We start from the raw sequence: 24,467 nt of genomic DNA, 5'->3' as shown, positions 1-24,467 counted from the left end.
CTGAAGACCGGAGGATACTTTTTCTAGAATAAATGAGCGAATTTCTTTCACATGGCTTTAAATTGGTTAATCTAGTTATAAGGAATATTAACGTGTTTAATGACAAACAGGGTTAAAAATTCCGGATTTTCGGAATTGCGATAAAGGGTTTTGACGAAGAATATAGAACACTTTACAATAAGGATAATCTCCTGATTCAGGCTCCTGATTTTGGAGAATGCTCTCCCTATTTTAGGTTAGATCATCCGAACGTGTAAAATTTCCTTCCTCGTTTTTTCAACTTTGTCATCTTCCTATCAAGGCTCATTTCTTTCTGGTGTATTTCTTTTCTAATTCACTTCTTTCTGGAATTCTGTTCATTCATCCTAGGTTTGCTGAACTTTATATTACCCATAAGTCAAGGGAGGCTTTTCCATGAAGAAAAAAGAAATGGTAGCCATGCTATTGGCTGGAGGCCAAGGCAAAAGATTGAAAGGTTTAACCAAATCGCTTGCCAAGCCCGCTGTCTATTTTGGGGGCACTTATCGGATTATCGACTTTCCTTTAAGTAACTGCTCCAATTCGGGTATTGATACTGTCGGTGTATTGACACAGTATGAGCCACTTATACTACATTCTTACATCGGAGTAGGCAGTGATTGGGATTTGAACCGTAAGAATGGTGGAGTATTCGTATTGCCACCGCATGAACGTGAGAATGGAAGCAGCTGGTATCGGGGAACAGCCGATGCGATTTATCGAAATCTTAAATTTGTAGATCAGTTCGACCCCGAGCATGTCCTTATTCTATCCGGTGATCACATTTATAAAATGGATTATCATGCTATGCTGCAATACCACAAGGAGAGAAACGCAGATTGCACGATTTCTGTGATTGACGTTCCGCTGGAGGAAGCAAGTCGATTTGGAATCTTAAATACGGAGGACGATCTGAAAATTTACGAATTTGAGGAAAAGCCTGCACAGCCAAAAAGCACGCTAGCTTCTATGGGGGTGTACATCTTTAAATGGGAAATTCTCCGCAAGCATTTACTGGAGGACGGAGAGAATATAGGATCATCTCACGATTTTGGTAAAGATATCATTCCTTTGATGCTGGAAGACGGGAACTCTTTATTTGCGTACCCTTTTGAAGGGTATTGGAGAGACGTTGGTACGGTAGCAAGCCTGTGGGAAGCGAATATGGATTTACTGAGCGATAATCCACCGCTTAATCTAAATGATCCCAGCTGGCGCATATTTACACGCAATCCGAATCAACCCGCCCAATATGTCGCACCTGGGGCGAAAGTGTCAGGATGCATTATTAATGAAGGCTGCATTGTGCATGGTGAAGTGAAGCACTCGGTTCTTTTTTATGGCGTAGAAGTAGGTGAAGGCAGTGTGATTACGGACTCCGTAATTATGCCTAAGGTTAAGATTGGTAAGAACGTACGCATTCATAAAGCGATTATTAGTGAGAATACGGTAATCGACGATTATATGGAAATAGGCATCGAGCGGGAGAACGAGAACGAAATTCTGCTGATCGACAATAAAAGCAAGAAACGTAAATCAGCTGTGGCCAAAACCATATAATCAAGCTAAAACGCCTTCGGCGTCCTTCTAGGGACGGTAAGCGTTTATGCGAGATTTATAAGGATAAAGTATATAGTGAAACTTATACTTTCTTATAAATTATAAGAGGACGGTGGATTCCGATGAAGCAACTCATGGGTGTAATTAATCTGGATCATGAACTCGATAAACTAAATGAACTCACTTATTTCCGCTGTGGTGCAGCCGTACCTTTTGCCAGTCGTTATCGGTTGATAGATTTCGTGCTTTCCAATATGATGCGTGCGGATCTAGAGAGCGTGGGCCTGTTTGTTCGCCGTAAATATCGTTCTTTAATGGACCATTTGGGTGACGGGAAATCTTGGGATATGAATCGCAAGCATGGGGGACTATTTATTTTGCCTCCGGACTGGAATGATCCCACCGATACTTCTCTTGGCGACCTTCAGCATTATCATAATAATCTTGATCTTTTTAAACGGGGATCTGCTAAATATATTGTGTTTTCCGGCAGCCAGCATATTAATACTATCGATCTCCAGGACTTGTACAGCTACCATTTGGAGAAGGGTGCCGATGTTACAGTAGTATACAAAAAAATAGAGCAATTGCAGCCAGAGCATGAGTTATGCCAGCGTATTGAAGTGGACGAAGAGAATAATGTGACCAATATCCATCATGAGAAGGATCATCCCAATTTATATCTCGATATCTTCATTATGGAGAAAAAACTGTTCCTGGAGCAGGTGGAACATTGCATTGCACATGGGGAGAGTTACTTTTTCCGTGATGTGATCCAGAAAAACCGCCATAAATTCAAAATCGCTGCTTATGAGTATCATGGCTATCATGCCGTAATTAATTCATTGGAAAGCTATTATAAGAATAGTCTGGAGCTGCTTCAGCAGGAGAATTACTTTAGTCTGTTCAAAGAAAGTCCAGTACAGACGAAGATTAAATATGAGGCTCCTACCCGATATTTAGAGAGCGCAAATGTCAGCAATTCACTGGTGGCTAACGGCTGCATTATAGCTGGAACGATGGAGAACAGCGTGATCTTTCGTGGGGTTCAGGTACGTAAAGGAGCGAAGATCATCAACTCTGTAATTATGCAGAAGTGCATTATAGAGGAAGATGCTGTTATTGAGAATGTGATCATGGATAAGGACGTACATTTAAGTAAGAATCGAATTCTCGTCGGGGATAGTAAACGTCCATTTGTGATCGCCAAGAGCAGCAAAATATAAACCAACTGGATTAGATGAAACGAAACAGTATAACCTATCTGATCTACAGGCATAGTCTAATGCATCCCTAAAAAAAGCTTTTGTCAGGAGGAACCTGCTGTTGTTTAACGATAAAGAAACTTTCAAACAGGTGTTTCGCGAGACGCTCATCAGTAAATTGGGCAAACCTTTGGAGGAAGCCTCGAATGCTGATGTCTATAAAATATTAGGCAACATGATTCGCGAGAATGCCGGGAAAAATTGGGCGGATACCAATCAAAAGTACAAGACGGATAAGGATAAGCAGGTATACTATTTTTCTATGGAGTTTCTGATCGGAAGACTTCTGGGGAACAATCTGCTGAATATGGGCGTGCTGGAGGTCGTGCGTGAGGGATTGGCCGATCTTGGTTTCTCGCTGCAGGATATTGAGGAGGTAGAAGCCGACGCTGGGCTTGGCAATGGAGGACTTGGACGTCTAGCTGCTTGTTTCTTGGATTCACTGGCCTCCCTGCAATATGCGGGGCATGGTTGCGGTATACGTTATAAATACGGCTTGTTCGAGCAGAAAATCGTTGACGGGTATCAGGTGGAACTGCCCGATTACTGGCTGCAAAATGATAATGTATGGGAAGTGCGTCGTGAAGACAAGCAGGTAGAAGTAAGGTTCTGGGGCGTGATTGAGACTCGCGAGGAGAACGGGCGGCTTATCTTTGAGCATAGTCAATATGAGGCCGTTCGTGCAGTTCCGTATGATGTGCCTATCATTGGTGCAGATCGGCGGCATGTGAATACACTGCGCAACTGGAGTGCGGAGTCCATCACTCAGCCAGCGAGAACATTTGGCTCTTTTGCGGGTTCAGACTATCATAAATTCCTGGAATATAAGCGTTCCGTAGAATCCATCTCGGAGTTTCTGTATCCGGATGATTCACAATACGAAGGCAAGCTGTTGCGGTTGAAGCAGCAATACTTCCTCTGCAGTGCTGGCCTGCAAAGTATTCTGCGAACCTTTGGAAAGCTTGGACTCCCTATACAATCGTTGCCCGACAAGGTTGCACTTCATATCAATGATACACATCCGACGCTTGTAATCCCTGAATTGCTGCGGATTCTGATGGATGTACATGGATTAGGATGGGATGAGGCGTGGAGTATTACAACTCGTATGGTGTCCTATACTAATCATACGATCTTGAGCGAAGCGCTGGAGAAATGGCCTATTCAAATGGTCAGGGACTTGCTTCCACGTATTTTTCTTATTATTGAAGAGATCAATGCCCGCTTCTGCGGCGAGCTGATGAGCCGTTATCCCGGTGATCAGGACCGGATTTCACAGATGGCGATTATTCATGACGATCAGGTTCGCATGGCCCATCTGGCGATTGTGGCGAGCCATAGTGTCAATGGGGTAGCGGCGCTGCATACAGAAATATTGATGAAACGCGAAATGCGGCTCTTTAATGAAATGTACCCGCACCGCTTCAATAATAAGACGAATGGGATTACTCACCGGCGTTGGCTGATGCATGCCAATCCGGATCTGGCTAACCTAATCAATCAATCGATAGGAACCCGCTGGATGAGCCATCCGCAAGAGATGATTGGCTTGATTAAATATTGTGAGGATGCTTCCTTCCAAGAACAAGTGGCCAGCATTAAACGGCGGAATAAGCTCAAGTTGGCTGAATACATCTACAGCAAGCATTCGGTACATGTAGACCCCGACTCTATTTTTGATGTTCAGGTGAAGCGCCTGCATGCTTATAAGCGGCAGCTGCTTAATATTTTGCATATTCTGCATATGTACAACCAAATCAAAGATAATCCTTCGATGGATATGGTACCGCGCACGTTTATATTCGGAGCAAAGGCGGCACCAAGCTATCATTTGGCGAAACGAATTATCAAGCTGATCAATACTGTGGCAGAAGCTGTCAACAAAGATCCGGATGTTAGAGGCAAGATTCGTATCTTTTTCCTTGAGAATTATTCAGTATCTTTGGCCGAGAAAATCATTCCTGCTGCGGATATTAGTGAACAGATCTCTACTGCGAGTAAAGAGGCCTCCGGCACGGGGAATATGAAGTTTATGATGAACGGTGCATTGACCGTAGGTACGATGGACGGCGCTAACGTGGAAATGCATGAGATGGTAGGGGACAACAATATGTTCCTGTTCGGTCTTCGTGCTGAGCAGGTAATGGATTATTATCAGCATGGCGGCTATCACGCACGTGATATCTACAATGGGGATAGTCGTGTGAAGGAAGTATTGGATCAGTTGGTTAATCCGGGACCTATATGCTGTCATGGTGCGGAGTTTGAGACCATTTTCCATTCTCTTTTGGATAATAACGATGAATTCTTTGTACTTAAGGATTTCGCAAGTTATGTCGAGACTCATGTCGAGATTGACCGGGCATACCGCAACCGTCAGGAATGGCTGAAGAAGTCTATTATAAATATTGGTCATTCCGGTAAATTCTCTAGCGATAATACGATTAGCCACTACGCCGCGGAGATTTGGAATATCAGTCCGGTACGGCTATAGGCTCAACAAGATTAGGCTGTCTTATAAGTAGGAGATTCCTACAAATGAGACAGCCTATTTCTTATGCTTTATAAGGCAGAGCTGCTTTAGATAACTTCCGATACCAGGGCAGCGAACCGCTCTAGGAACCGGCGTTCCTCATCATCAAAACGATCTTTCAGCGGACTGTCGATATCGAGTACGCCAAGCAAACGATCATCCTTGATCAGCGGGACAACAATTTCGCTGTTTGAAGCGGCGTCACAGGCGATATGTCCCGGGAATGCATGGACATCTCCAACTACTAGCGTGCGTCGTTCCGCAGCAGCCGTTCCGCAGACTCCACGAGACAACGGGATGCGGATGCAGGCAGGAAGACCTTGGAAAGGTCCGAGCACAAGCTCCTTGCCATCAAATAAATAAAAACCGGCCCAATTCGTATCCGGCATAGCGTGTTTAAGCAGTGCCGAAGCATTGGCCAGGTTGGCCGTAGCACTTGGTTCGTCCTTTACTAATGCTTCTAGTTGGATTAGAACCGCTTCAAACTGCTCGTTGCGTGTTCCATCGTAAGGCATAGCTTGAAACATGAAGCATCACCTTCCTGTACTTTAAATTCAAATATGAACTCCTAACTGTAATTATCAACATAGTACAGCTAGACATGATACGTCAAGCGACAATACCAATCTGTAACAATATGGAATGTTCCTTGAAGTCCATGAAATGCGCAACAGCCACAATAATGTTTCCGAGGATCGGTCAGAGGGTAATGCTAGTATAAATACCGAAGGCTATATAGCCGGAAGAGGTGGAATATGCGCGCTGATGTACAGAACTTGTTCATAGGAATTCATATGCTTTATTGTGCACGGGATAAAGATGTGACGATCTCAGAGATGCTGCTCGGACTTGAAGATCTGGGGTATCGTGTAGGAGAACGCGAAGTGAAACAGGAATTGGAAAAGCTGACACTGGACAACTTTCTGACTGCCCATACCGAAGGGTACAGTATTACGGGGACTGGAATTGAAGAGTTCAAGGATATTCGAGCCAAACTTCAGGTGTTATGCAGTGAAGTTATTCATGAAGCGGAATGAAATCATTGTAGTTAAGTTTAATAAAAAGCGTCTGTATTAAGGGAGTGTATGCCCCCTGATGCAGACGTCTTTTTATGTTAACGCGTAGAATTTGTTCTTTTCAATGTTAAAGAATTTAGAACTTTTATCTTAAGGATATACTCTTGAATGATGTATAATTGATAAGTTGAAGGGGGGCAGAGATTTGTATATCTGCAATGGAGTGATACCCACACTGGTCGGCAGTAGATTGAAGCTGTGCGCTATGACTACTGAGCATGCTTCAGCATTATATCAGATCTGGTCTCATCCAGAGGTCACCCGCTGGCTGGGGGCTCCAGCATTATCCTCTATAGAAGAGACTAAGCAACTGATTGCTTTTTTATTACAGATGGCTCAGGAAGAGGAGAGCTTGCGCTGGAGTATTGTAGGACCCGAAGGTGAAGTTATAGGGAGCTGCGGTTATAACTATTGGCAGTTGCAGGGAGCTTACCGCGGGGAAATTGGCTGCGATCTGGCGCCTGCCTTTTGGGGACTTGGATATATGAAAGAAGCGCTTGGTTTAGTGCTCGACTTCGGCTTTAATAGGATGGGGCTGAATCGGATAGAAGCGCTGTGTCATCCTGATAATAATCGTGCGGAGAGGCTGGTTCAAACGCTCGGCTTTCAGAAGGAAGGTATACTGCGTCAATATCGCCAGACACCTTCCGGCTTTCAGGATGTGACCCTACATGCGCTTCTACGTGGGGAATGGGAATGATTTTATTACATAAAGAGAGGGTTTGGAACATTGAAGTCAACAGGGGATTTAGAACGTAAATTAATACTGATAGGGGTGCTGCTAGCTACCTTTCTGGCTGCGATTGAAGGAACGGTAACAGGACCAGCGGGTCCAGCTATCGTAGGTGAATTTCAGGGAATGCAGTGGCTTAGCTGGATATTCACTTCTTATTTGCTGGCAATGGCTATTACTACTCCTATTTTCGGCAAAATCAGTGATCTCTTTGGACGCAAGCCGGTGTTCATGTGGGGAGCAGCTGTTTTTTTATTAGGCTCGTTATTATGCGGTATTTCGCAAAGTATGGAGCAGCTGATCCTGTTCCGGGCAATACAGGGGATTGGCGCGGGTGCGCTCATTCCAATGACCTTTACCATCATCGGGGATATTTACAGTATCGAGGAGAGAGCGAAGACACAAGGATTACTTAGCTCTGTATGGGGGATTTCCTCTTTGGTAGGTCCTCTTCTTGGGGGATATGTAGTAGATTACCTAAGCTGGCGCTGGGTATTTGTTTTTAATCTACCATTCGGTTTATTAGCAATGGTATTTATTGCCCGCTATCTGAAGGAAGAGAAGGTACGTCGGAAAGCACAAATTGATGTGGCAGGGGTGCTGCTGTTCGCTGCTGGTATGGGCGCATTGCTCTTCGGTCTCTCCACAGGTGGACAGAATCTGGAGTGGACATCCCCACTGCTAATCGCAACTCTAAGTGTGGCTGTTATCCTGCTAGTCTTATTTTTCTTTGTGGAGCGTCGTGCTCCTGAACCTATGTTGCCGCTGGGTCTATTCTCGAACCGCAACATAGCGGTGTCTACTGGCGCTAACCTGCTGGTAAGCACATTAATTATTGGGCTTTCTACGTATGTGCCATTATGGGTGCAGGGTGTATCCGGAAAAAGCGCCGCCATCTCAGGTTTGCTACTGGCGCCGATGTCGGTAGGCTGGATGTTTGGTTCGATCGCCGGAGGGCGGATGATTCTAAAAGCGGGTTCGCGTCGAACCGCAATGCTTGGATTGATTATGATCGCTGCCGGGGCTATTGGCCTGGCTTTCTTAACAGGGGAGTCTTCACAGCTGCTGCTTTTATGCTTGATGCTGGTCTGTGGAGTTGGCTTTGGGTATTCTTCTACAGTCTTTACGATTATTGCGCAGTCCTCTGTTGCGTATGAGCAACGGGGAGCATCTACAGCGCTTAATGCGTTCACGCGTTCTTTAGGACAGACTGTTGGGGTGGCTATTTTTGGTTCCTGGCTGAACTTGAATATTGATAAGCTGTTAAGAAAACAACCGGATTCGAACATCTCAGGGGATGATATTAATAAGCTGCTTGGATCGCATGCAGGAACTAACCTGTCTGGGGAAGTATCAAATAGTCTGCGTGATGCCCTTGAAGGTGGTCTTCATTCATTATTTATCGTAATGGCAGTTTTCGCTGTTTTGTCGCTGATAATATCCTGGGGTTTGCGCAAGGGTGTGCCTTCAGTAGAGGATGCTACATCGTCCTTGAAAAAGGCATAACTTATTAGGTAGATAGCGTGTTAAAGTGGTTGAACCATACGAATTGACTCTTGGAGTGGCGTACGGAGTGACACATAGAATGACGCATGGAGAGACACATGGACTAACGGACGGAGTAGCACATGGAATCACGCACGGAATAACGGACGGTGGCACGCCAGATTGATGTAACCTCTAGAGTAGAGCGTCGATGGAAGCAGTGGATAGACGCGTTTAGTTGTATTTCGTACAACTATAATCCTGCCGGTAACTTTTTCAATGGATATAGCTGTATTTAGTACACCTATTTTCTTGATTTACTCGCCTAGGGGTGGTTTGTCTGGTTTTTAATTGTACAGAATACACTTAAAGTTAGAATGAGCGGATTTGCATACGAAATAGCTGTATAGAATGCAGTTATTCCCTAAGTTACTGCTCAGGTTCATCAAGATCCGGCGCTGAAAATATAGCGAGTTACATCAAAAGTGAATTTTACCGAGAGCGATAGTAACGGTCAGCTGAAAGGGACGCCCAATCGGAAGCGTGCTCGCCAAGTCCAATCGGAAGCATGCTTGCAAGTCCTGCCGAATAAGGATGACTATGATCCGAGGTTTGCCAAAAGCGGACCTCAAAGTCCGTCTTCGGCATCGACTTACCGATCATCTGCTCAAGTAAGCCGGCGCAGAACAAAAAAACCAATAGGCGATTCTCAAATAAATCGGAGAATCGCCTATTGGTTTTCTTTTTACCATTAACAGAAATCAAGAATAGCTTGTCTGTAACACATAAATAAGCGACTCTTACTTACGAGGAAGAGGGGACAGCTTCTCAGCTTGTAGACCCATCTTTTTGAGCAGAACAATCATTTGTTCCTTCTCATCATCATTCAGACCGCTGAAAGCAAGATGCAGGCGTTCCGAATATTTCGGATACATCTCATTCATGAGACGTTCACCTTCCGTAGTCAGCTCCGCAAAAATCACACGGCGATCGCTCGGACAAGGCTTACGCTGCAAATAGCCGCGTTCCTCAAGCTTATCGATTACGTAAGTAACGTTGCCGCTTTGCAGCAGCAGCTTGGCGCCAATTTGTTGAATGGGTTGTGGTCCCTTATAGTACAAAACTTCCATAACGGCAAAGGCAGTCGGATTAAAACCTTCAATTTTGCTGCCGGTAACAGCATGTTCATTAATGCTCTTAAAAGACTTGGCAAATACCCGGTACAAATGTAGTGTTAATTGCGTATCACGTTCGTAAGATTGTATCATGCTTCTCCACCCTCTATCGTTAATCATGTGTGAACTCATCGCACAGTTTGCAATCAATAGTCATTAGTGCACGGGTTACCTGTGCAACGAACCTTGAGATAACCTTAGAATACGTGAAAGAGCGAATGAAGAACATGTGATTTGTCACAATGAGCACACTTTTAATTATTAAAAATCAAACAATTTTTTAAATACGGTAAAAACGAAGGTTTTTTTGATTTCAGTCTTTGAAAGGATAAGAATTTCAGCCTTAGGTTCAAGCGCTATTTACGCCTCCAGACGGATGATTGATGTTCTCCAATATTTTACTATTACTTCATCGAGAAATAGTAACGGGGAGTGAAGTAAGATGGAGGAACAGCTGGCTCATGATTCAAAAGAAGGAAAGCTGACGGCGAATAAGCCCTTTATGCTGCTTATTGCCGCACAGCTTGTATCGAATGTGGGAGACTGGTTGCATATACTAGCGCTACTGACAATGGTAGCTTTTAAATGGAATGCTACACCGTGGGAAATTACGGCTATATCTTTATGTATGGCTGTGCCGTTGCTCTTGGGAGGGCCGTTTGCAGGTTATTTAAGTGATCGTTTTAACCGCAAGGCGCTGATGATTGGTTCCGATCTAGCTCGTGCCGGAATCGTTGTTTGTTTGGTATTTGCAGGTTCTCTCTGGCAGGTATATGTCCTGTTGGTAGCTAAAGGGATCATGGATGTACTCTTTTCACCAGCCAAAAGCGGAAAGCTCAAGGAGCTTGTCCCTGCGGCCCAGATGGATAAAGCCATGGCGCTTAGCTCATCTATTGAACAAATAACCAAAATTGTAGGTCCTGCTCTAGGTGGACTGCTGGTTGCCGCATTTGGTATTGCCGCTTGTTATGTGATTGACTCGGCTACCTTCATTTTATCGGCGGTCATCTTAATAGGACTGCCGCGTGCGGCTGCACTGAAGAAAGATGCAGCAGAGGATAGCACAGGGGAGAATGGTGCTCGGAAGTCTTTTCGCCAAGAAATGTCGGCGGGTCTGCAGGTGATCGTGGGAATGCCTGTAGTGCTTTGCGGGATTGCTATGCTGGTGCTAGTGCTGCTAATGCTGCAAATTGGTGATTCGCAGATTGTAACGTTATTCCGGGAAATTCCGGGTGTGAACGGAGATCTGCTGGGTTGGTGTGTGGCAGCCAGTGGTCTTGGCACCTTACTGTCAGCCCTGCTTGTAAGCCGTATAGGCAGTGGTAAACATACGCTCGTCTTCATGGGATTGGGAGCTGTAATTATGGGGGTTGTTTTCTCAAGTGCAGGAATTGTAACTGCCCACGGTCAGGCTGGACTCTGGATGAACATCGCTTTGTTTGGTTCTTTTATGTTTGCTGGTGTGGGAGCAGGCCTTGCGTTTATTCCCTTCAATTCTATGCTGCAACATCGGACCCCTGCGGAATACACGGGCCGTGTATTTGGAACTATAGGCAGTCTAACAAGTGCGGCTGTTATCTTGGGACCTGTAGCCGGTGGGGCTTTAGTTACAGCGTCAGGACCTGTCCCGGCGTTCATTCTCTCTGGTACGCTTACAGCCCTGCTTGGAGTGTTGCTGTTAATGCTGCGTGGTAAAATCGAGCGGAGAGATGAAGCGGCAATTAAACGTGAGGAAGGAATTTCAGCAACAAATAACCTAGAGCTTCTCGGACAGACCTCTCTTTAATGGGAGGTTTCTTTTTAAATATAAGAGTAGTTCTCTTAGCTGTGAAAAAATCAGTATGCTTCCTTGGAGAAAGTATATATAGTACGATTAGAGAAGCTATCTTTCTGGATTGGAATTTCGATTATAATATTTATAAGAAATATTTAGGAGTTGGCGAATATGGAGAATGTAGAAATAACAGGGGATACCGAGAGCGACGAAGAGATTGTACTCGATGTTGAGATCGATGAAGCAGGCTATGAAGCAGGTGCCCCATGCATATTCGATATTTCATTTCAGGTGCGGCGTGGACAGCTGCTCGGACTGATCGGACCAAATGGTGCGGGAAAAAGTACTACAATCAAAACATTGCTCGGTTTGCTTAAGAATACCAAAGCTAAGGTCTCCTTTAATGGAGTTAATAAGTCCTATGCTTATGTACCGGAGCAGCCGGTGTTTTATGAGGATCTGACCTTATGGGAGCACTTAGATTTGGCTGCTGCTGCTTATGGACTAAAATATGAGCAGTTTCAAGAAACGGCGGAGAGATTACTGAAGCAGTTCGGTATGAATCATGTCCGTGATGATCTTCCAGCTGGCTTCTCTAAGGGTATGAAACAGAAAATGATGCTGATGCTGGGCTTTTTGGTACAGCCGGATGTTTATATTGTGGACGAGCCTTTTATCGGCTTGGATCCTCGGGCCACTAAAGATTTCCTGCGACTGCTGGAAGCGGAGCGGCAGCGCGGAGCTGGTGTATTAATGTCTACGCATGTATTGGATACTGCTGAGAAAATTTGCGATGATTTTGTGCTGATCTCGGGTGGCAGGGTTGCCGCTGCAGGAACGCTTGAAGATATACGTGATTATGCTGGGCTGCCGGAGGCGTCGTTGTTTGATTGCTTCGACGAACTGACATGAGTAAGCAGAAGCAGCGAGGGTTTGCTTTTCCTACCTCCAAAAAGCTATTCTGGCGGCGATTATTTTCTCATTGGCGTGAGCAATCTGCTATTATTCGTACGGCAGCCGATTGGACTGTGCTGTTATATATACTGATTCCCGGAGGATTTCTGGGAGGACGGTTATATTACGGGTTCTGGAATGAGGCACTGCCAGCTTGGAGTGCAGATTTGCCGTTTATGTTGATTCCTTCATTATTAGTGCTCCTGCTCTGTAGAGGTGGACTGGTGCTATTATTGCAGGAAGGGGATCTATTATTTCTAAGACAACGGCAGCGATGGATATATACGATCATGTTTCGCGGGTTGCTGTACAGCCTGATCGTAACATCGTTGAAGTTCTGTGTAGCTTTTGTGCTGTTATTACCTTTCCTGGTTCGGGGATATGGAATGCTGTCATCCGAGGTATGGGCGCTGTTCGCTCTGACTCTGGCATGTAGCTGGTGCGTTAAATTACTTGGGCATATTGTAAAAGTACAAAAGCAAGGCTGGCGGCGCTGGCTGTGGCTGTTTCTGGCCATCTCCGTTCCCTGTGGGATTTATTTCCGTGCAGCTGCGTTTTGGAACAACCGTCCAGTTTTTATGCTGCTGATTGCAGCACTCTTTGCAGTCGTAGCGGTAATCGCTCTTCAGCGGCGTATAGTGATGCGTGGGACATTCATGAACGATGTGCGTGAAGATTATAAGCAGCGGATGAAAATAGCGGCCCTATTGCTCCGCGGCGTACTGGATAAGCCACGTCCGACCCGCCATAAGCCGTGGATTTTCCGGAAATCACAGCCTTTGCTAAAATCAAAAACTGCCGAGAGCCGTTTCTCTGCGGCAGCGATTAAGGCACTTGTACGGAATCCTGCCCATTTAAAGCTCTACTTATCGTTTACTGCTGTGTCCCTTCTAGCGATATTTATCATTCCATCAGGGTTCAAATGGCTGGGTTTTATAGTTTTAATTTCCCTCATGACCAATTGGCTGTTGTCGTTCTGGTTGTTATTCGTGGGAGATGATTACATCGGAATTCTGCCGTTTACGAAAGAACAAAAAGCCGAAGCGGGGCTGCGTGCGGTCCCTATCTTACTGCTTCCTTTTTCAATCATTTGTTCTGCGCTAATCTGTATTTCCTTATATGGATGGTTTGGGATTATCCTGTTCATCCCGCTAGGTTATATCGTTGCACTGTTTAGCTCTAGAATATTTGGAACATTTCGCTTAGCGAAATAAAGATATAAATAGAACGGAAGAGTGCCCCATAAGTGATATGCTCCCCATATAGTAGACAGGTGAAATAATAAAAACCTGTCGCTGTATGGGGAGCATTTTTATGGAACAAAAAAAGTATACAGCACTGGAAAAGTTAACGATTCTCCAAGAAATTGAACGGGGCGACATTGGTTTGAAAGCTGCGCCGGAAGTATGGAATATCCAAAAACTCTATAGTGAAGTGGCGGCAACGTTATCAATTGTATGGATACGAAGGGCTGGAAGTCCGAAGCTACAATCGTACGTATTCTGCAGAACTTAAACTCTATGCCGTTAAGGATTATCTCGAGGGAGGATTGTCGCAAAACCAAATCATCTGCAAGTATAAGATTGCAAGTGCAACCCAACTCGCCAACTGGATTAGGAAGTATAATGGTCATAGCAACAGCTTAACAGCTCATTCAGGAGGAACTAAAGCTATGACCAAAGGACGCGTAACCACTTGGCAGGAACGGATAAATATCGTGCTGTACTGCCTTTCGAACGGAGAAGACTATGCGAAGGCGGCAAGCCATTTTCACGTGTCTTACCAACAAGTATATAGCTGGGTAAAGAAGTACGAAGCAGGTGGTGAAGAGGCATTACGAGACGGTAGAGGACGCACCAAAGCGCCTGAAGAACTTACGGAAGCAGATCGCCACAAACTCGCGATGCAAAAGCTGGAATACGAGAATGCACGCCTGCGTGCGGAGAATGCTTTTCTAAAAAAGTTAGAGGAACTCGAAAAGAGGAGGCGTTAAGAACCATTCGCCAGGTGAATATCTACCTGGTACCATTCAGGCTGTTCAGCAGGAACAGTCTTGCTCCATTCGGCTTTTGTGTGACATCGCAGGGATTTCACGGTCAAGTTATTACAAATGGTTGAATCGCAAACCCAGTTTTCGAGAGGCTGACAACGAGAAACTGACAGAAGTATGCTCCTCTTGTATGAGAAGGTGGAACGAACCTTTGGGTATCGCCAATTGACCCTGCATTTGCGCAGACAAATGGATAAATCTATTAACGCAAAGCGAGTGTACCGGCTGATGAGATGCCAAGGTATCCAGTCAGTCATCCGCAGAAAGAGAAAGAAGTATGTAGGCTCCACGCCTCAGCAGGTTGCAGAGAATGTGCTGAACCGTAATTTTGAGGCTGAAGCTCCAAACCAAAAATGGGTAACGGATGTAACGGAATTCAAATACGGCAACGGCAAGAAGGCGTATTTAAGTGCAATAAAAGATCTGTATGACAAGTCCATTGTTGCTTACGTTCTGGGTCATTCCAATAATAATTCGCTAGTTTTTAACACACTGGAATTAGCTTTGCAGGCAGCACCGGAGAGCCGAACCTTACTCCATAGCGACCGTGGTTTCCAGTATACCTCTCTGCATTTTAAGAAGATGCTGGACGATGCAGAACTGAAGCAAAGCATGTCCCGAGTAGGCTGCTGCATTGACAATTCGCCGATGGAATCCTTCTGGGGAACATTGAAATGTGAGAAGTACTACTTACATACCTACCAGACCTTTGAAGAACTCCAAACAGATATTGATACCTACATTCACTTTTATAATAACGAACGGTTACAGGCAAAACTAAACTTCAGTCCCATTGAATTTAGGACTAAAGCCGCTTAAACTACTTTTATTTTTTGTGCTGTCTACTTGACGGGGTGCAGTTCATAAGCCGTAAAAAGGCTGCTGGGGCACTCTTCTTTTTTTGTCTTGATTCGATCTATTGCACGCACGTACGTACGAGGTACCTAGCTAGCCTATCGGACACAGCTGCCCCTAAACATACTATTTTTCCACTTTTGGGATGCTAACGGACTCCTAGTTGCTATTGCCATGAAAAACACCATATATGAGCCTCATTATAAGGAATAGCGTCGTTGGAGTCCGAAACCCTGCCAATAAGGTGAAAAATACGCAAATAACGTCATCTGGGTCCGAAGCCGCAGTAGCTGATTAGGCAGACGCTCCACATAGCTAACGAACCCAAAACAGAGGAGCGATTCTCTAATTAATGAGAGAATCGCGCGGTCCGCCATTTTCAAAGCAGTAAGCTGCTTGGAGGATATTCACGTTGCACTAGAGATTATCCCAGTCGAATGTCAGCGGCGTGTTTGCCTGCTGTATATCCTGTTGAGAAGGCCGCTGTTATATTGTAGCCTCCTGTATAGCCATGGATATCGAGTACCTCGCCGCAGAAGAATAACCCCGGCATAAGCTTCGATTCCATTCTTTTGGGATCGATCTCCTTCAGATTTACCCCACCGCCGGTAACAAAGGCTACTCGGATAGGGAACGGGTGCCATGCACATAAACTGGCATGCGTTTCAAAATCCCAGCCAATAGAAGCAATCCATTCTTGGAGACGTGATGACCGGTTGTATCCCCATCTAATTCAGCTTTAGTCAGCAAGAGGGGGATGAGACGTTCTGGCAACAGTCCTTTCAGCGAATTGCGGATCGCTTTCTTTGGTTCCTGATCCAGCTTATCCTGCAACATAGATTCTACTTCCTGTGCGTTCAGATCAGGGAAGAGATCGATGGACATCTCCACCGTATCTGTGCCGGATTTACGTTGGACTTGTCTCAGAAATTGGCTGCACCGCAGTGCAATGGGTCCTGATAATCCAAAATGGGTGAATATCATATCCCCTCGATGAGAGATGACCTTCTTTCCTTTCGGATTCCACACAGTGAGGGCTACATCACGTAGCGACAGACCTTGCAGCTCGCCGGACTTAATCCATTCTTCCCGTGAAAGAATCGGCACCTCTGTCGGGAACAGCTCGGTGATCGTGTGCCCTGCGGCTTCTGCCCAAGGGTAACCATCTCCCGTGGAGCCGGTCTGTGGTACGGACTTGCCTCCGGTAGCGATGATAACAGCAGTGCAGGCGATCGTCTTGCCCGAGCTCAGTTGGACTCCCTTAACAGCCCCTTCGTTATAGATTATTCTTGAGACGGGACTGTCGGTCATAATCTGTACGCCTAGACTCCGTACTTTGCTAATTAAGGCAGAGACGACACTAGAGGCTTTATCGGAAACGGGAAACATCCGCCCGTTATCTTCTTCTTTTAATGCAATGCCTAAACCTTCAAAAAAGGCGATGATATCCTGATTATTAAAATGGTCGAAGGCACTATACAAAAAACGCCCGTTTCCTGGAATATGGGCGATTAGCTCGTCTCTTTCCTTGACGTTGGTAACATTGCAGCGTCCGCCACCAGATATTCCGAGCTTTCACCTAGCTTTGCTCCCTTGTCGATTAGCAGAACGGATGCCCCGTGTTCTGCAGCTACCACGCTTGCCATTAGACCCGAAAGGTACCGCCCCCAATGACGATCACATCGTAATTGCTCATGAAATTTTACTCCTTTACATGTTAAGACACGGAAGCCTATTCCGCGGGTATTCCTAACGGAATCATACCATTCTGATTCACATGTAACCAGTCTTGTCCAATCATTAGGTGATTATCGTTGTCAGGAGAGTAATCCTGTGCTTTAATCTAAGCATGTAGGGTAATTTGTCCATTTTGGGGTGTGATTGTAATTATTGGTGCGGTTAAGGATATCTTATTGCAAATATCGGCAGCATGCTCCTTTCTTTTTCTTTTTCAATGGTGGGTGGACCGTAGATTTGTAACACGGAAAAAGGGGAAGCTTCCAAATGATCAGACCTTTTTGATTTTGGCGTGTACGTTTAGTCTTATCCTGTGCTCTCTTCTTTCGACAACTTTGTTTGGTGTAGCCTATTTAAATTTAGGATTAATCCCTGCGTATATTGGTATTTTATATGGAACTACCCGTTCGGGCATTTTGCTGTCCATTTTTTTGCTTATCTGCAATGTAATCATCGCGGAGCCTACAGGAATCAGTAATGTGATATTGAATTCAGGGATTTTATTATATCCGCTACTGTTTGGACTTACCAAACCTTTTAAGAAAGGTACAGTAGTTGAGAAGATCGGTATGTTATGGATGATTCTTTGTCCAAGCATGCTATTTATTGCGTTAGTCCCTATTATAGGCGGGAAAAATATATATGAATCTAATTCCGTGCAAGCATTTCTGATTACGGTATATCTGTTTTTCACCATCGCTTTAGGTGGTATTTTTGTATATTATGTTGAGATGGTTAGAAGTAGATTACAGGATAAAGTACAGATGGAGAATATCAGTGAAAGTTTCCAGTGGGAGTCCGAGAAGCTGCAGCAGATTACCAATGTAGTTCCTCTGAGTATTATGTCTCTGGATGAACACGGAGTTGTAACTGATCTTAATGATTGTATGCTAGGAATGATGCGGGCTCATTATCCCAATTTGCGAAAAGAGGATATTATTGACGAGCCGGTAAAAAAGTTTTTTCATAGCTCAGTGGATACACAGGCATATATGCGGGTAAGTGATAATATCCGCTCTAATCGGCGTTCAAGTGAAAAAATGATTCATGAGTCGCGCATCTATCAGATTTATTCAGCGCCGTTAATGCATAAGAGTTCAGGGGTAACAAGTGGTGCTGTAATTATTGTGCAGGACATGACCAATGAGGAAAAACTACGTGTAGAGCTGGATCATGTGGAGCGTTTGAGCTTGGTCGGGCAGATGGCTGCTGGAATTACCCATGAGATTCGTAATCCTATGGCGGTAGTTCGGGGTTTTTTGCAGCTGATGAGAGAAAAGAGTGCTCAAGAATTGGATTCTTATTATCAGATTGTGATGGAAGAGCTGGACCGCGCTAATAGTATTATTAATGATTTTTTATCCTTGGCACAGAGCCGGGTTTCTGATAAAGAGAAGGTGCTGCTGCACCATATTATAGAAGAAGTTAGTCCATTGCTGTGGGCTGATGCTAATCTTCGCGGTCAAAGTGTTGAACTGAAGCTGAGCCCATCACTGCATGAATTAGAGCTGAATGTCCGGGAAATCAAGCAGCTCATACTCAATTTAGGACGCAACGGCATGGAGGCTATGGGACCTAAGGGGGTGCTGACGCTGGAAACACGCAGTACTCATGATAAAGTGGAGTTGATTGTCACCGATAGCGGCGTTGGTATGTCAGAAAGTCAACGTGAGAAGCTGTTTCTTCCCTTTTTTACGACGAAAATCCAGGGAACAGGTCTAGGCTTATCCTTGTGCCTAAGTATTGTGGAGCGGCATAACGGTAAAATAAATGTAGAGTCTGTAGAAGGAGAGGGGACGGTATTTACGATCTCCTTCCCATTGGATAAGGAGGAACCCAGCGGGGTTCGCTCTTAGATTGAATCACCCTCTACAGCATCTCTTGCTTTCACAGAGTATGAATGTATAATAAAGTTAGTAAGTACTGCTGTAATATTATCTGACAAACAGTTGAAAAGTGAAGGAGAGTGCAGAGAAATGTCCATGTCTTTTAATCAATATATGAGAGATTCAATTCAGCCTATGCGTGATGACCTGACAAGTATCGGGTTTCAGGAGCTTATGACTCCAGAAGAGGTGGAAGCTACTCTTCCAACCGCAAAAGGAACATCGCTTGTAGTCGTAAATTCGGTCTGTGGTTGTGCTGCTGGACAATGTCGTCCAGGTGTAGCTCAGGCTTTGCAAAATGAAATCACTCCGGATCACTTGTTCACAGTGTTTGAGGTCAAGAGAAAGAAGCTACTGCTAAAGCACGTGAATATTTTGCTCCTTATCCGCCATCCTCACCTTCCATCGCACTGATGAAGGATGGAGAACTCGTTCACTTTATTGAACGTCATGGCGTAGAAGATCGTTCGGCTGCTGAAATTGCTGCTGAATTGAAAGAAGTCTTCAATCGTTTGTGCCAGTAAAAACAGTTATTCCATATAATCTCGCATCAGCCGGCAAATCGGCTGCATGCGGGATTTTTCAAAATATAAGAGCAATAATGGGATAGAATATGCTTAGAAGCATGAGCTTCGTTTGAGTGGATATTTTGATGGATATGGAACCATTTCTGATGGAACGAGGTGTGTTTGGTGAGTTTACAGAAGGAAATTATTGCGGATCTTGGCGTGAAGCCAACGATTGATGTAGAGGTTGAGGCACGCAAACGGGTTGATTTCTTAAAGTCGTACGTGCTGAACGCAGGGGCTAAAGGATTATTGATCGCCATTAGTGGTGGAGTGGACAGTGCGGTAGCCGCGGGTCTTTGTAAACAGGCTACGGACGAGCTGTCGGCAGAAAAAGGCACAGAGTATATGACGCTTGGAGTATTCCAGCCTTATGGGGTTCAGGAAGATATCGAGCACAGCTATGATGTTGCCAAAGCTTTTAATCTGACTCACACTGTGGAGACCAACATTGAGGAAGCTGTAAATGAAATTGCCCTTGAAGTTGAGCATGGTCTGAAATCAATATACCAACACCGCCATATGACGCATCAAGGCAAAGGAAATGTTAAAGCCAGAACACGTATGGTTATGCAATATGCACTCGCTTTTGAGAACAATCTGATTGTAGTAGGAACGGATCATGCTTCTGAAGCAATTACCGGCTTCTACACGAAGTGGGGCGATGGCGCTGTAGATATTACACCACTATCCACACTTAATAAACGTCAGGTACGTCAGCTGGCTGCACATATTGGTGTGCCTGCGGATATTGTCACAAAAGCACCTACGGCGGGCTTATGGTATGGGTCAGACGGATGAAACCGAGCTGGGCATTACTTATGACGATAACAGTGACTATCTGGAAGGTAAACAGGTTAATCCTGAGGTAGCTGAGAAGCTTGAGAATTATTACCGGAGAACGGCACATAAGCGTAATGTTATTCCGGGGATTTAGAATAGGTTGAACTAGAAATCGCCACGGGTCTGCGTAGCAGCAGAGCTCGTGGCGGTTTTTGTGAGTTGGATAGCTGGATAGACTAAGAAGAATAATTATTCTGTAAGCGTAAGTGTCTGATCGATAAAATTAGTTGTCGCAGCAATCGCGAGCTCTAATTGCGGAGTCGTGCCAGCAAAAGGATGCACAGTGTTGAACGTATGATTACCCTCAGGAACCTGCACCCAGCTAATATCTACCGAAGTTTGATGAGATGCTCAGACCCTTGGCGGAGATGTACTCCATCTTGACTGCCTTGAATAAGAACAACTGGGAAGGACGCTTTCTGTATGCGTTCAAGGATGTTATAGCGTTCTTTGTTGTTCTCCATATCTTCTAAAATTACAGCATCCAGCGGCATTTGTTACCAGTACGTCCATTAAGGACATAGGTTCTTCCTGTTTCCTTCATCTGCTGCTTTTGTTCTTCCGTCAGCAAATCGAGTTTCGTAACCCCGTTCCAGGAGATTACTCCGCTGATCTCATTGGGATGATCAAGCGTGTAGACCAAACAAATTCCCCCTCCGAGACTGTGGTGAGAAGGAATAAGGGCAGGCTGCCGAATTTCGGGTGTTGGCTAAGATAGGACAACAGGATTTCCATGTCCTTTAAGCTGCGGCGATAGGTGTTGCGGGCGAACTTCTCAAGCTCAGTGAAATGCAGCAGATCTTCTCCGATGCCAGCATGAGAGAAGTTAAAAGTGATCACTTCATGCTCCTGGCTGAGAGTTGTGGCTATGTAAGGAAACATTCCCCAATCTTTAAAACCTTTGTAGCCATGGGCTATAACTATAACGCTTTTGGCTTTGCCTTGGGCTGGGAAGTGTGAGCAGCGGAGAACAGCTCCGTCTCCGGCAGGTATTTCAAAATTACGATGATTCATAGGGTAATCCCCTCTCCATATATAAAAATGAAGTAAATCAGCTAGTCTATCGTGAAGTCGCTGGATAGACTTAGAGCGCATTTTCTTTTAAGATAGCAGAAAGAATCTTGCAGGACTATTACTTTTAATAATACTTCATTTGATTGATCATACCATTATTGAAGCAAAATGGGATACACGTCCATAAGGAGCGTGAAGTGTTGATTTACGGAATCGGACATGATGTGTTAGAAATTGAACGAATCTCAGAGGTAATAAATAGAGGACTGGGTAAGAAATTTAACCAGCGGGTCTTAACAGAGCAAGAATATCAACTTGCTGAAGAGCGAAGCGGGAGGTTGGCTGAGTTCGTAGCCGGGCGTTTTGCTGCCAAGGAAGCAGTTGTGAAGGCTTTAGGCTGTGGCATCGGCAATGTAGTTGGTTTCAGGATATTGAGATATTGCCTGATGTTAAAGGAAAACCAGAGGTGACTTTATCGTGCGAAGCCTGGAGCAGACTAAATCTTCCAGATAGACAGAAGTACACCATTCATCTTACGATAACACATGGTAGTGATTTGGCTTCGGCTTTTGCCGTCGTGGAAGGGCTAGGTTCATAAATTGAACCATGATTATAGAAAGGCAAGGAGCGTTATAATGACACAACAAGATCTACAAGTTCAAGACGAACAGGAGCTGCGGGAGGCTAAGCAGTATTTCAGCTATCATTTGCTGGAGTGGTATCAAGGGCAGAAACGGGATTTGCCTTGGCGTCGGCACCGCAATCCTTATTATATTTGGATTTCTGAAATAATGCTGCAGCAGACAAGGGTGGATACGGTAATCCCGTATTTCAATCGGTTTATCGAAAGGTTTCCTACCGTGGAGTCGCTCGCCGATGCACCAGAAGAGGACGTGCTTAAGTGCTGGGAAGGCTTAGGTTATTATTCTCGTGCCCGCAATATACAGCATGCGGTACCAAACAGGTCAAAGAGCTGTATGGCGGGCAGGTGCCGAATGATCGCGAGGCTGTGTTCAGTTTAAAGGGAGTGGGACCTTATACGGCAGGGGCTATCCTTAGCATTGCGTTCAATCGGTACCGGAGCCAGCGGTCGACGGCAATGTGATGCGGGTGTTGTCCCGATACTTCCTGATAGAGGATGATATCGCCAAGGGACCCACCCGCGTAAAAATGGAGCACCTGGCAGCTGAACTGATCCCGGAGGGGGAAGCGGCATCCTTTAATCAGGCCTGATGGAGCTCGGGGCGCTCGTATGCACTCCTAAGTCACCGCGCTGTTTAACCTGCCCGGTGATGGAGCATTGCGCCGCGCGCCTGGCGGGCTGCGAGACCTCGCTGCCCGTCAAGACCAAGCCAAGCCGCCGCGCCCTGAGGAGCGGCTGGCGGCCTTAATCGAGGCCGCGGTGCCCACGCGGCCAAGTGCTCATCCGGCAGCGGTACACAAAGCGGGCTGTTAGCCCGCATGTGGGAGCTGCCGCACTGGCCGGCGCCGCCTGTGGAAGGCGGCGCCAAAGGCGCGCGGCTGCCGGAAGCAGCGGCGCTGGACCGGCTGCGCCGGTCACTGCGGGAGCCGGGATCTCTGCCCTACTGAAAAGCACTGGATGGCTGCTGAGCATATCTTCAGCCATATCGTGTGGACGCTGCAGGTGTACCGCTGCAGCGTAGAGGACGCCCTTCCGCTGCCGATAGCGGCAGAAAGACGGGCGGTGTACAACGCGGAAGCGGACTTGTTCTCAGGGATCGACAGCAGCATGCCTATCGAGAGATTTGAGGACGGGAACGCTAGTCCAGAGGACGGCGGAGCAGTGCGCTGGATCAGCCGCGAAGACATGGCTAACTATGCGTTCCCTAACGTTTTTCTGAAGCTACTGAACCTTTATTTTGATGAGCAGGAAGAGCGGGCGAAGCTAGAGTAGTAGAAGATTCGCCGTGTTGTGTTGCTAAAGCACTAAATGTACAAAACCTCAGTTTGATGTATGCGCCTAAGCATGGTCGTATGCACCTAAGTAGGGTCGTATGCACCTAAGTAGGGTCTTATGCACCTAAGCATGGTCGTATGCACCTAAGTATGGTTGTATGCACCTAAGTATGGTCGTATGCACCTAAGTAGGGTCGTATGCACCTAAGTAGGGTCTTATGCACCTAAGCATGGTCGTATGCACCTAAGTATGGTTGTATGCACCTAAGTATGGTTGTATGCTCTTAAGTATGGTTGTATGCGCCTAAGCATGGTCGTATGCACCTAAGCATGGTCGTATGCACCTAAGCATGGTCGTATGCACCTAAGCATGGTTGTATGCACCTAAACATGGTCGTATGCACCTAAGCATGGTTGTATGCACCTAAGTAGGGTCGTATGCACCTAAGTAGGGTCGTATGCGCCTAAGTAGGGTCGTATGCGCCTAAGTAGGGTCGTATGCACCTAGGTAGGGTCGTTGCGCCTAAGTAGGGTCGTATGCACCTAAGTACGGTCGTATGCGCCTAAGTAGGGTCGTATACTTCAGTCTGTTCGTAGCAAATATTTGTTTATTTGGCTCAGACTAGTTCAGTCTTGTTCCAACTAAATTCTTCTGGTGTTCCTATGGCTACGAGAGTGAATGGAATTTAATTAGGGAATTCTTCCCTGAAAATAGGTCGATTTGGCTTGTAATTGATCATTTTAGGGAAAACCTCCCTAATAATTTGGCGAATATCGGTTTTATGCCCATAACGGATGATTTTTAGGGAGTATTTCCCTAATTACATGTGTTTATGGAGCCTATCGCAGAATTTTAGGGAGTTATTCCCTAATCTATTGCTCAGCGACTCCAAAAGCAGATTTTCATAAGCCGAGTATAGATTTATTGCGATTTATTCCGATCTATTCCGATCCAGTGTATCCATTTAAGCGACGCAAGCGGCGTGAAATGCGGTGTCTGGGAGGATCTGAATCAATCAATCAATC

The 24,467-nt window shown here is 45.5% G+C and carries 13 protein-coding genes and 7 pseudogenes; 15 read left to right on the top strand and 5 right to left on the bottom strand.

Annotation, left to right across the window (positions count from 1 at the left end; all coding sequences use genetic code 11):
• The first annotated feature begins 414 nt into the window (after positions 1–414).
• The 3 genes from NST45_RS24275 (at position 415) to NST45_RS24265 (ending at position 5,337) form a co-directional block, all read left to right on the top strand.
• Positions 415–1,578, top strand: a complete 1,164-nt coding sequence (locus NST45_RS24275) for a glucose-1-phosphate adenylyltransferase (RefSeq protein ID WP_038568594.1) — start codon at positions 415–417, stop codon at positions 1,576–1,578.
• 122 nt (positions 1,579–1,700) lie between these two features.
• Positions 1,701–2,804, top strand: coding sequence for a glucose-1-phosphate adenylyltransferase subunit GlgD (gene glgD, locus NST45_RS24270; RefSeq protein WP_326047094.1), 1,104 nt, complete (start codon positions 1,701–1,703; stop codon positions 2,802–2,804).
• 100 nt (positions 2,805–2,904) lie between these two features.
• The gene (locus tag NST45_RS24265) at positions 2,905–5,337 is read left to right on the top strand and encodes a glycogen/starch/alpha-glucan phosphorylase (protein ID WP_339824053.1); all 2,433 of its coding nucleotides are present in this window, start codon (positions 2,905–2,907) and stop codon (positions 5,335–5,337) included.
• 86 nt (positions 5,338–5,423) lie between these two features.
• Here NST45_RS24265 and NST45_RS24260 read toward each other — a convergent pair whose 3' ends face one another.
• Positions 5,424–5,903 carry a GAF domain-containing protein gene (locus NST45_RS24260; RefSeq protein WP_036676791.1) on the bottom strand — a complete coding sequence of 160 codons (480 nt, stop codon included), beginning with the start codon at positions 5,901–5,903 and terminating at the stop codon, positions 5,424–5,426.
• Between the two features lie 228 nt (positions 5,904–6,131).
• On the opposite strand from NST45_RS24260, the gene NST45_RS24255 reads away from it, so the two are divergent.
• The 3 genes from NST45_RS24255 to NST45_RS24245 all read left to right on the top strand — a co-directional run bounded on the left by NST45_RS24255 (position 6,132) and on the right by NST45_RS24245 (position 8,691).
• Positions 6,132–6,413, top strand: coding sequence for a hypothetical protein (locus NST45_RS24255; protein ID WP_036676794.1), 282 nt, complete (start codon positions 6,132–6,134; stop codon positions 6,411–6,413).
• A 184-nt stretch (positions 6,414–6,597) separates the two neighbouring features.
• Positions 6,598–7,152, top strand: a complete 555-nt coding sequence (locus NST45_RS24250; RefSeq protein ID WP_076105960.1) for a GNAT family protein — start codon at positions 6,598–6,600, stop codon at positions 7,150–7,152.
• A 30-nt stretch (positions 7,153–7,182) separates the two neighbouring features.
• The gene (locus NST45_RS24245; RefSeq protein ID WP_076101386.1) at positions 7,183–8,691 is read left to right on the top strand and encodes an MDR family MFS transporter; all 1,509 of its coding nucleotides are present in this window, start codon (positions 7,183–7,185) and stop codon (positions 8,689–8,691) included.
• A gap of 471 nt (positions 8,692–9,162) precedes the next feature.
• On the opposite strand, the gene NST45_RS24240 is transcribed toward NST45_RS24245, so the two are convergent.
• Both NST45_RS24240 and NST45_RS24235 read right to left on the bottom strand, forming a co-directional pair.
• Complete coding sequence (locus tag NST45_RS24240; RefSeq protein ID WP_038568603.1) at positions 9,163–9,369, bottom strand: hypothetical protein; 207 nt, start codon at positions 9,367–9,369, stop codon at positions 9,163–9,165.
• 101 nt (positions 9,370–9,470) lie between these two features.
• Positions 9,471–9,938, bottom strand: coding sequence for a MarR family transcriptional regulator (locus NST45_RS24235; RefSeq protein WP_036676802.1), 468 nt, complete (start codon positions 9,936–9,938; stop codon positions 9,471–9,473).
• Between the two features lie 349 nt (positions 9,939–10,287).
• Between NST45_RS24235 and NST45_RS24230 the strand changes: the two genes are divergently transcribed.
• The 4 genes and pseudogenes from NST45_RS24230 to NST45_RS24215 all read left to right on the top strand — a co-directional run bounded on the left by NST45_RS24230 (position 10,288) and on the right by NST45_RS24215 (position 15,442).
• Positions 10,288–11,631: an MFS transporter gene (locus NST45_RS24230; RefSeq protein ID WP_339824049.1), complete on the top strand. Its 1,344-nt coding sequence runs from the start codon at positions 10,288–10,290 to the stop codon at positions 11,629–11,631.
• A 159-nt stretch (positions 11,632–11,790) separates the two neighbouring features.
• A complete protein-coding gene (locus NST45_RS24225; RefSeq protein ID WP_036676805.1) occupies positions 11,791–12,531 on the top strand; it encodes an ABC transporter ATP-binding protein in 741 nt (246 codons plus the stop codon).
• Entirely contained in the window at positions 12,510–13,787 is a 1,278-nt protein-coding gene (locus NST45_RS24220) for an ABC transporter permease (RefSeq protein WP_143763184.1), read from the top strand. The genes NST45_RS24225 and NST45_RS24220 overlap by 22 nt, the downstream gene beginning before the upstream one ends.
• A 100-nt stretch (positions 13,788–13,887) precedes the next feature.
• A pseudogene (locus NST45_RS24215) lies at positions 13,888–15,442 on the top strand (IS3 family transposase).
• Positions 15,443–15,902: 460 nt separating this feature from the next.
• Here the strand turns inward: NST45_RS24215 and NST45_RS24210 are convergent.
• Positions 15,903–17,174 (bottom strand): annotated as a pseudogene (locus NST45_RS24210) (NAD(P)/FAD-dependent oxidoreductase).
• Between the two features lie 181 nt (positions 17,175–17,355).
• Between NST45_RS24210 and NST45_RS24205 the strand changes: the two are divergent.
• From NST45_RS24205 to nadE, 3 genes and pseudogenes are all read left to right on the top strand, one after another.
• Positions 17,356–19,071, top strand: a complete 1,716-nt coding sequence (locus NST45_RS24205) for an ATP-binding protein (RefSeq protein ID WP_339824046.1) — start codon at positions 17,356–17,358, stop codon at positions 19,069–19,071.
• Between the two features lie 120 nt (positions 19,072–19,191).
• Positions 19,192–19,625, top strand: a pseudogene (locus NST45_RS24200) (BrxA/BrxB family bacilliredoxin).
• A 168-nt stretch (positions 19,626–19,793) separates the two neighbouring features.
• Positions 19,794–20,604, top strand: a pseudogene (nadE, locus tag NST45_RS24195) (ammonia-dependent NAD(+) synthetase).
• A gap of 95 nt (positions 20,605–20,699) precedes the next feature.
• On the opposite strand, the pseudogene NST45_RS24190 reads toward nadE, so the two are convergent.
• Positions 20,700–21,524 (bottom strand): annotated as a pseudogene (locus NST45_RS24190) (alpha/beta fold hydrolase).
• A 200-nt stretch (positions 21,525–21,724) separates the two neighbouring features.
• Between NST45_RS24190 and acpS the strand changes: the two are divergent.
• Positions 21,725–22,122 (top strand): annotated as a pseudogene (gene acpS / locus NST45_RS24185) (holo-ACP synthase).
• A gap of 37 nt (positions 22,123–22,159) precedes the next feature.
• Positions 22,160–23,439: pseudogene (gene mutY / locus NST45_RS24180) on the top strand (A/G-specific adenine glycosylase).
• Positions 23,440–24,467: the final 1,028 nt, after the last annotated feature.

The sequence above is a fragment of the Paenibacillus sp. FSL R7-0163 genome, assembly GCF_037969975.1.
Classification (GTDB): domain Bacteria; phylum Bacillota; class Bacilli; order Paenibacillales; family Paenibacillaceae; genus Paenibacillus_AQ; species Paenibacillus_AQ odorifer.
Note: the sequence above shows the minus strand (reverse complement) of the source record. Positions and strands in the feature narration are given on the sequence as shown.

Coding starts and splice junctions, on each gene's coding strand:
- NST45_RS24275 (WP_038568594.1), top strand. CDS start 415: ATGAAGAAAAAAGAAATGGTAGCCATGCTATTGGCTGGAGGCCAAGGC.
- glgD (WP_326047094.1), top strand. CDS start 1,701: ATGAAGCAACTCATGGGTGTAATTAATCTGGATCATGAACTCGATAAA.
- NST45_RS24260 (WP_036676791.1), bottom strand. CDS start 5,903: ATGTTTCAAGCTATGCCTTACGATGGAACACGCAACGAGCAGTTTGAA.
- NST45_RS24255 (WP_036676794.1), top strand. CDS start 6,132: ATGCGCGCTGATGTACAGAACTTGTTCATAGGAATTCATATGCTTTAT.
- NST45_RS24235 (WP_036676802.1), bottom strand. CDS start 9,938: ATGATACAATCTTACGAACGTGATACGCAATTAACACTACATTTGTAC.
- NST45_RS24230 (WP_339824049.1), top strand. CDS start 10,288: ATGGAGGAACAGCTGGCTCATGATTCAAAAGAAGGAAAGCTGACGGCG.
- NST45_RS24225 (WP_036676805.1), top strand. CDS start 11,791: ATGGAGAATGTAGAAATAACAGGGGATACCGAGAGCGACGAAGAGATT.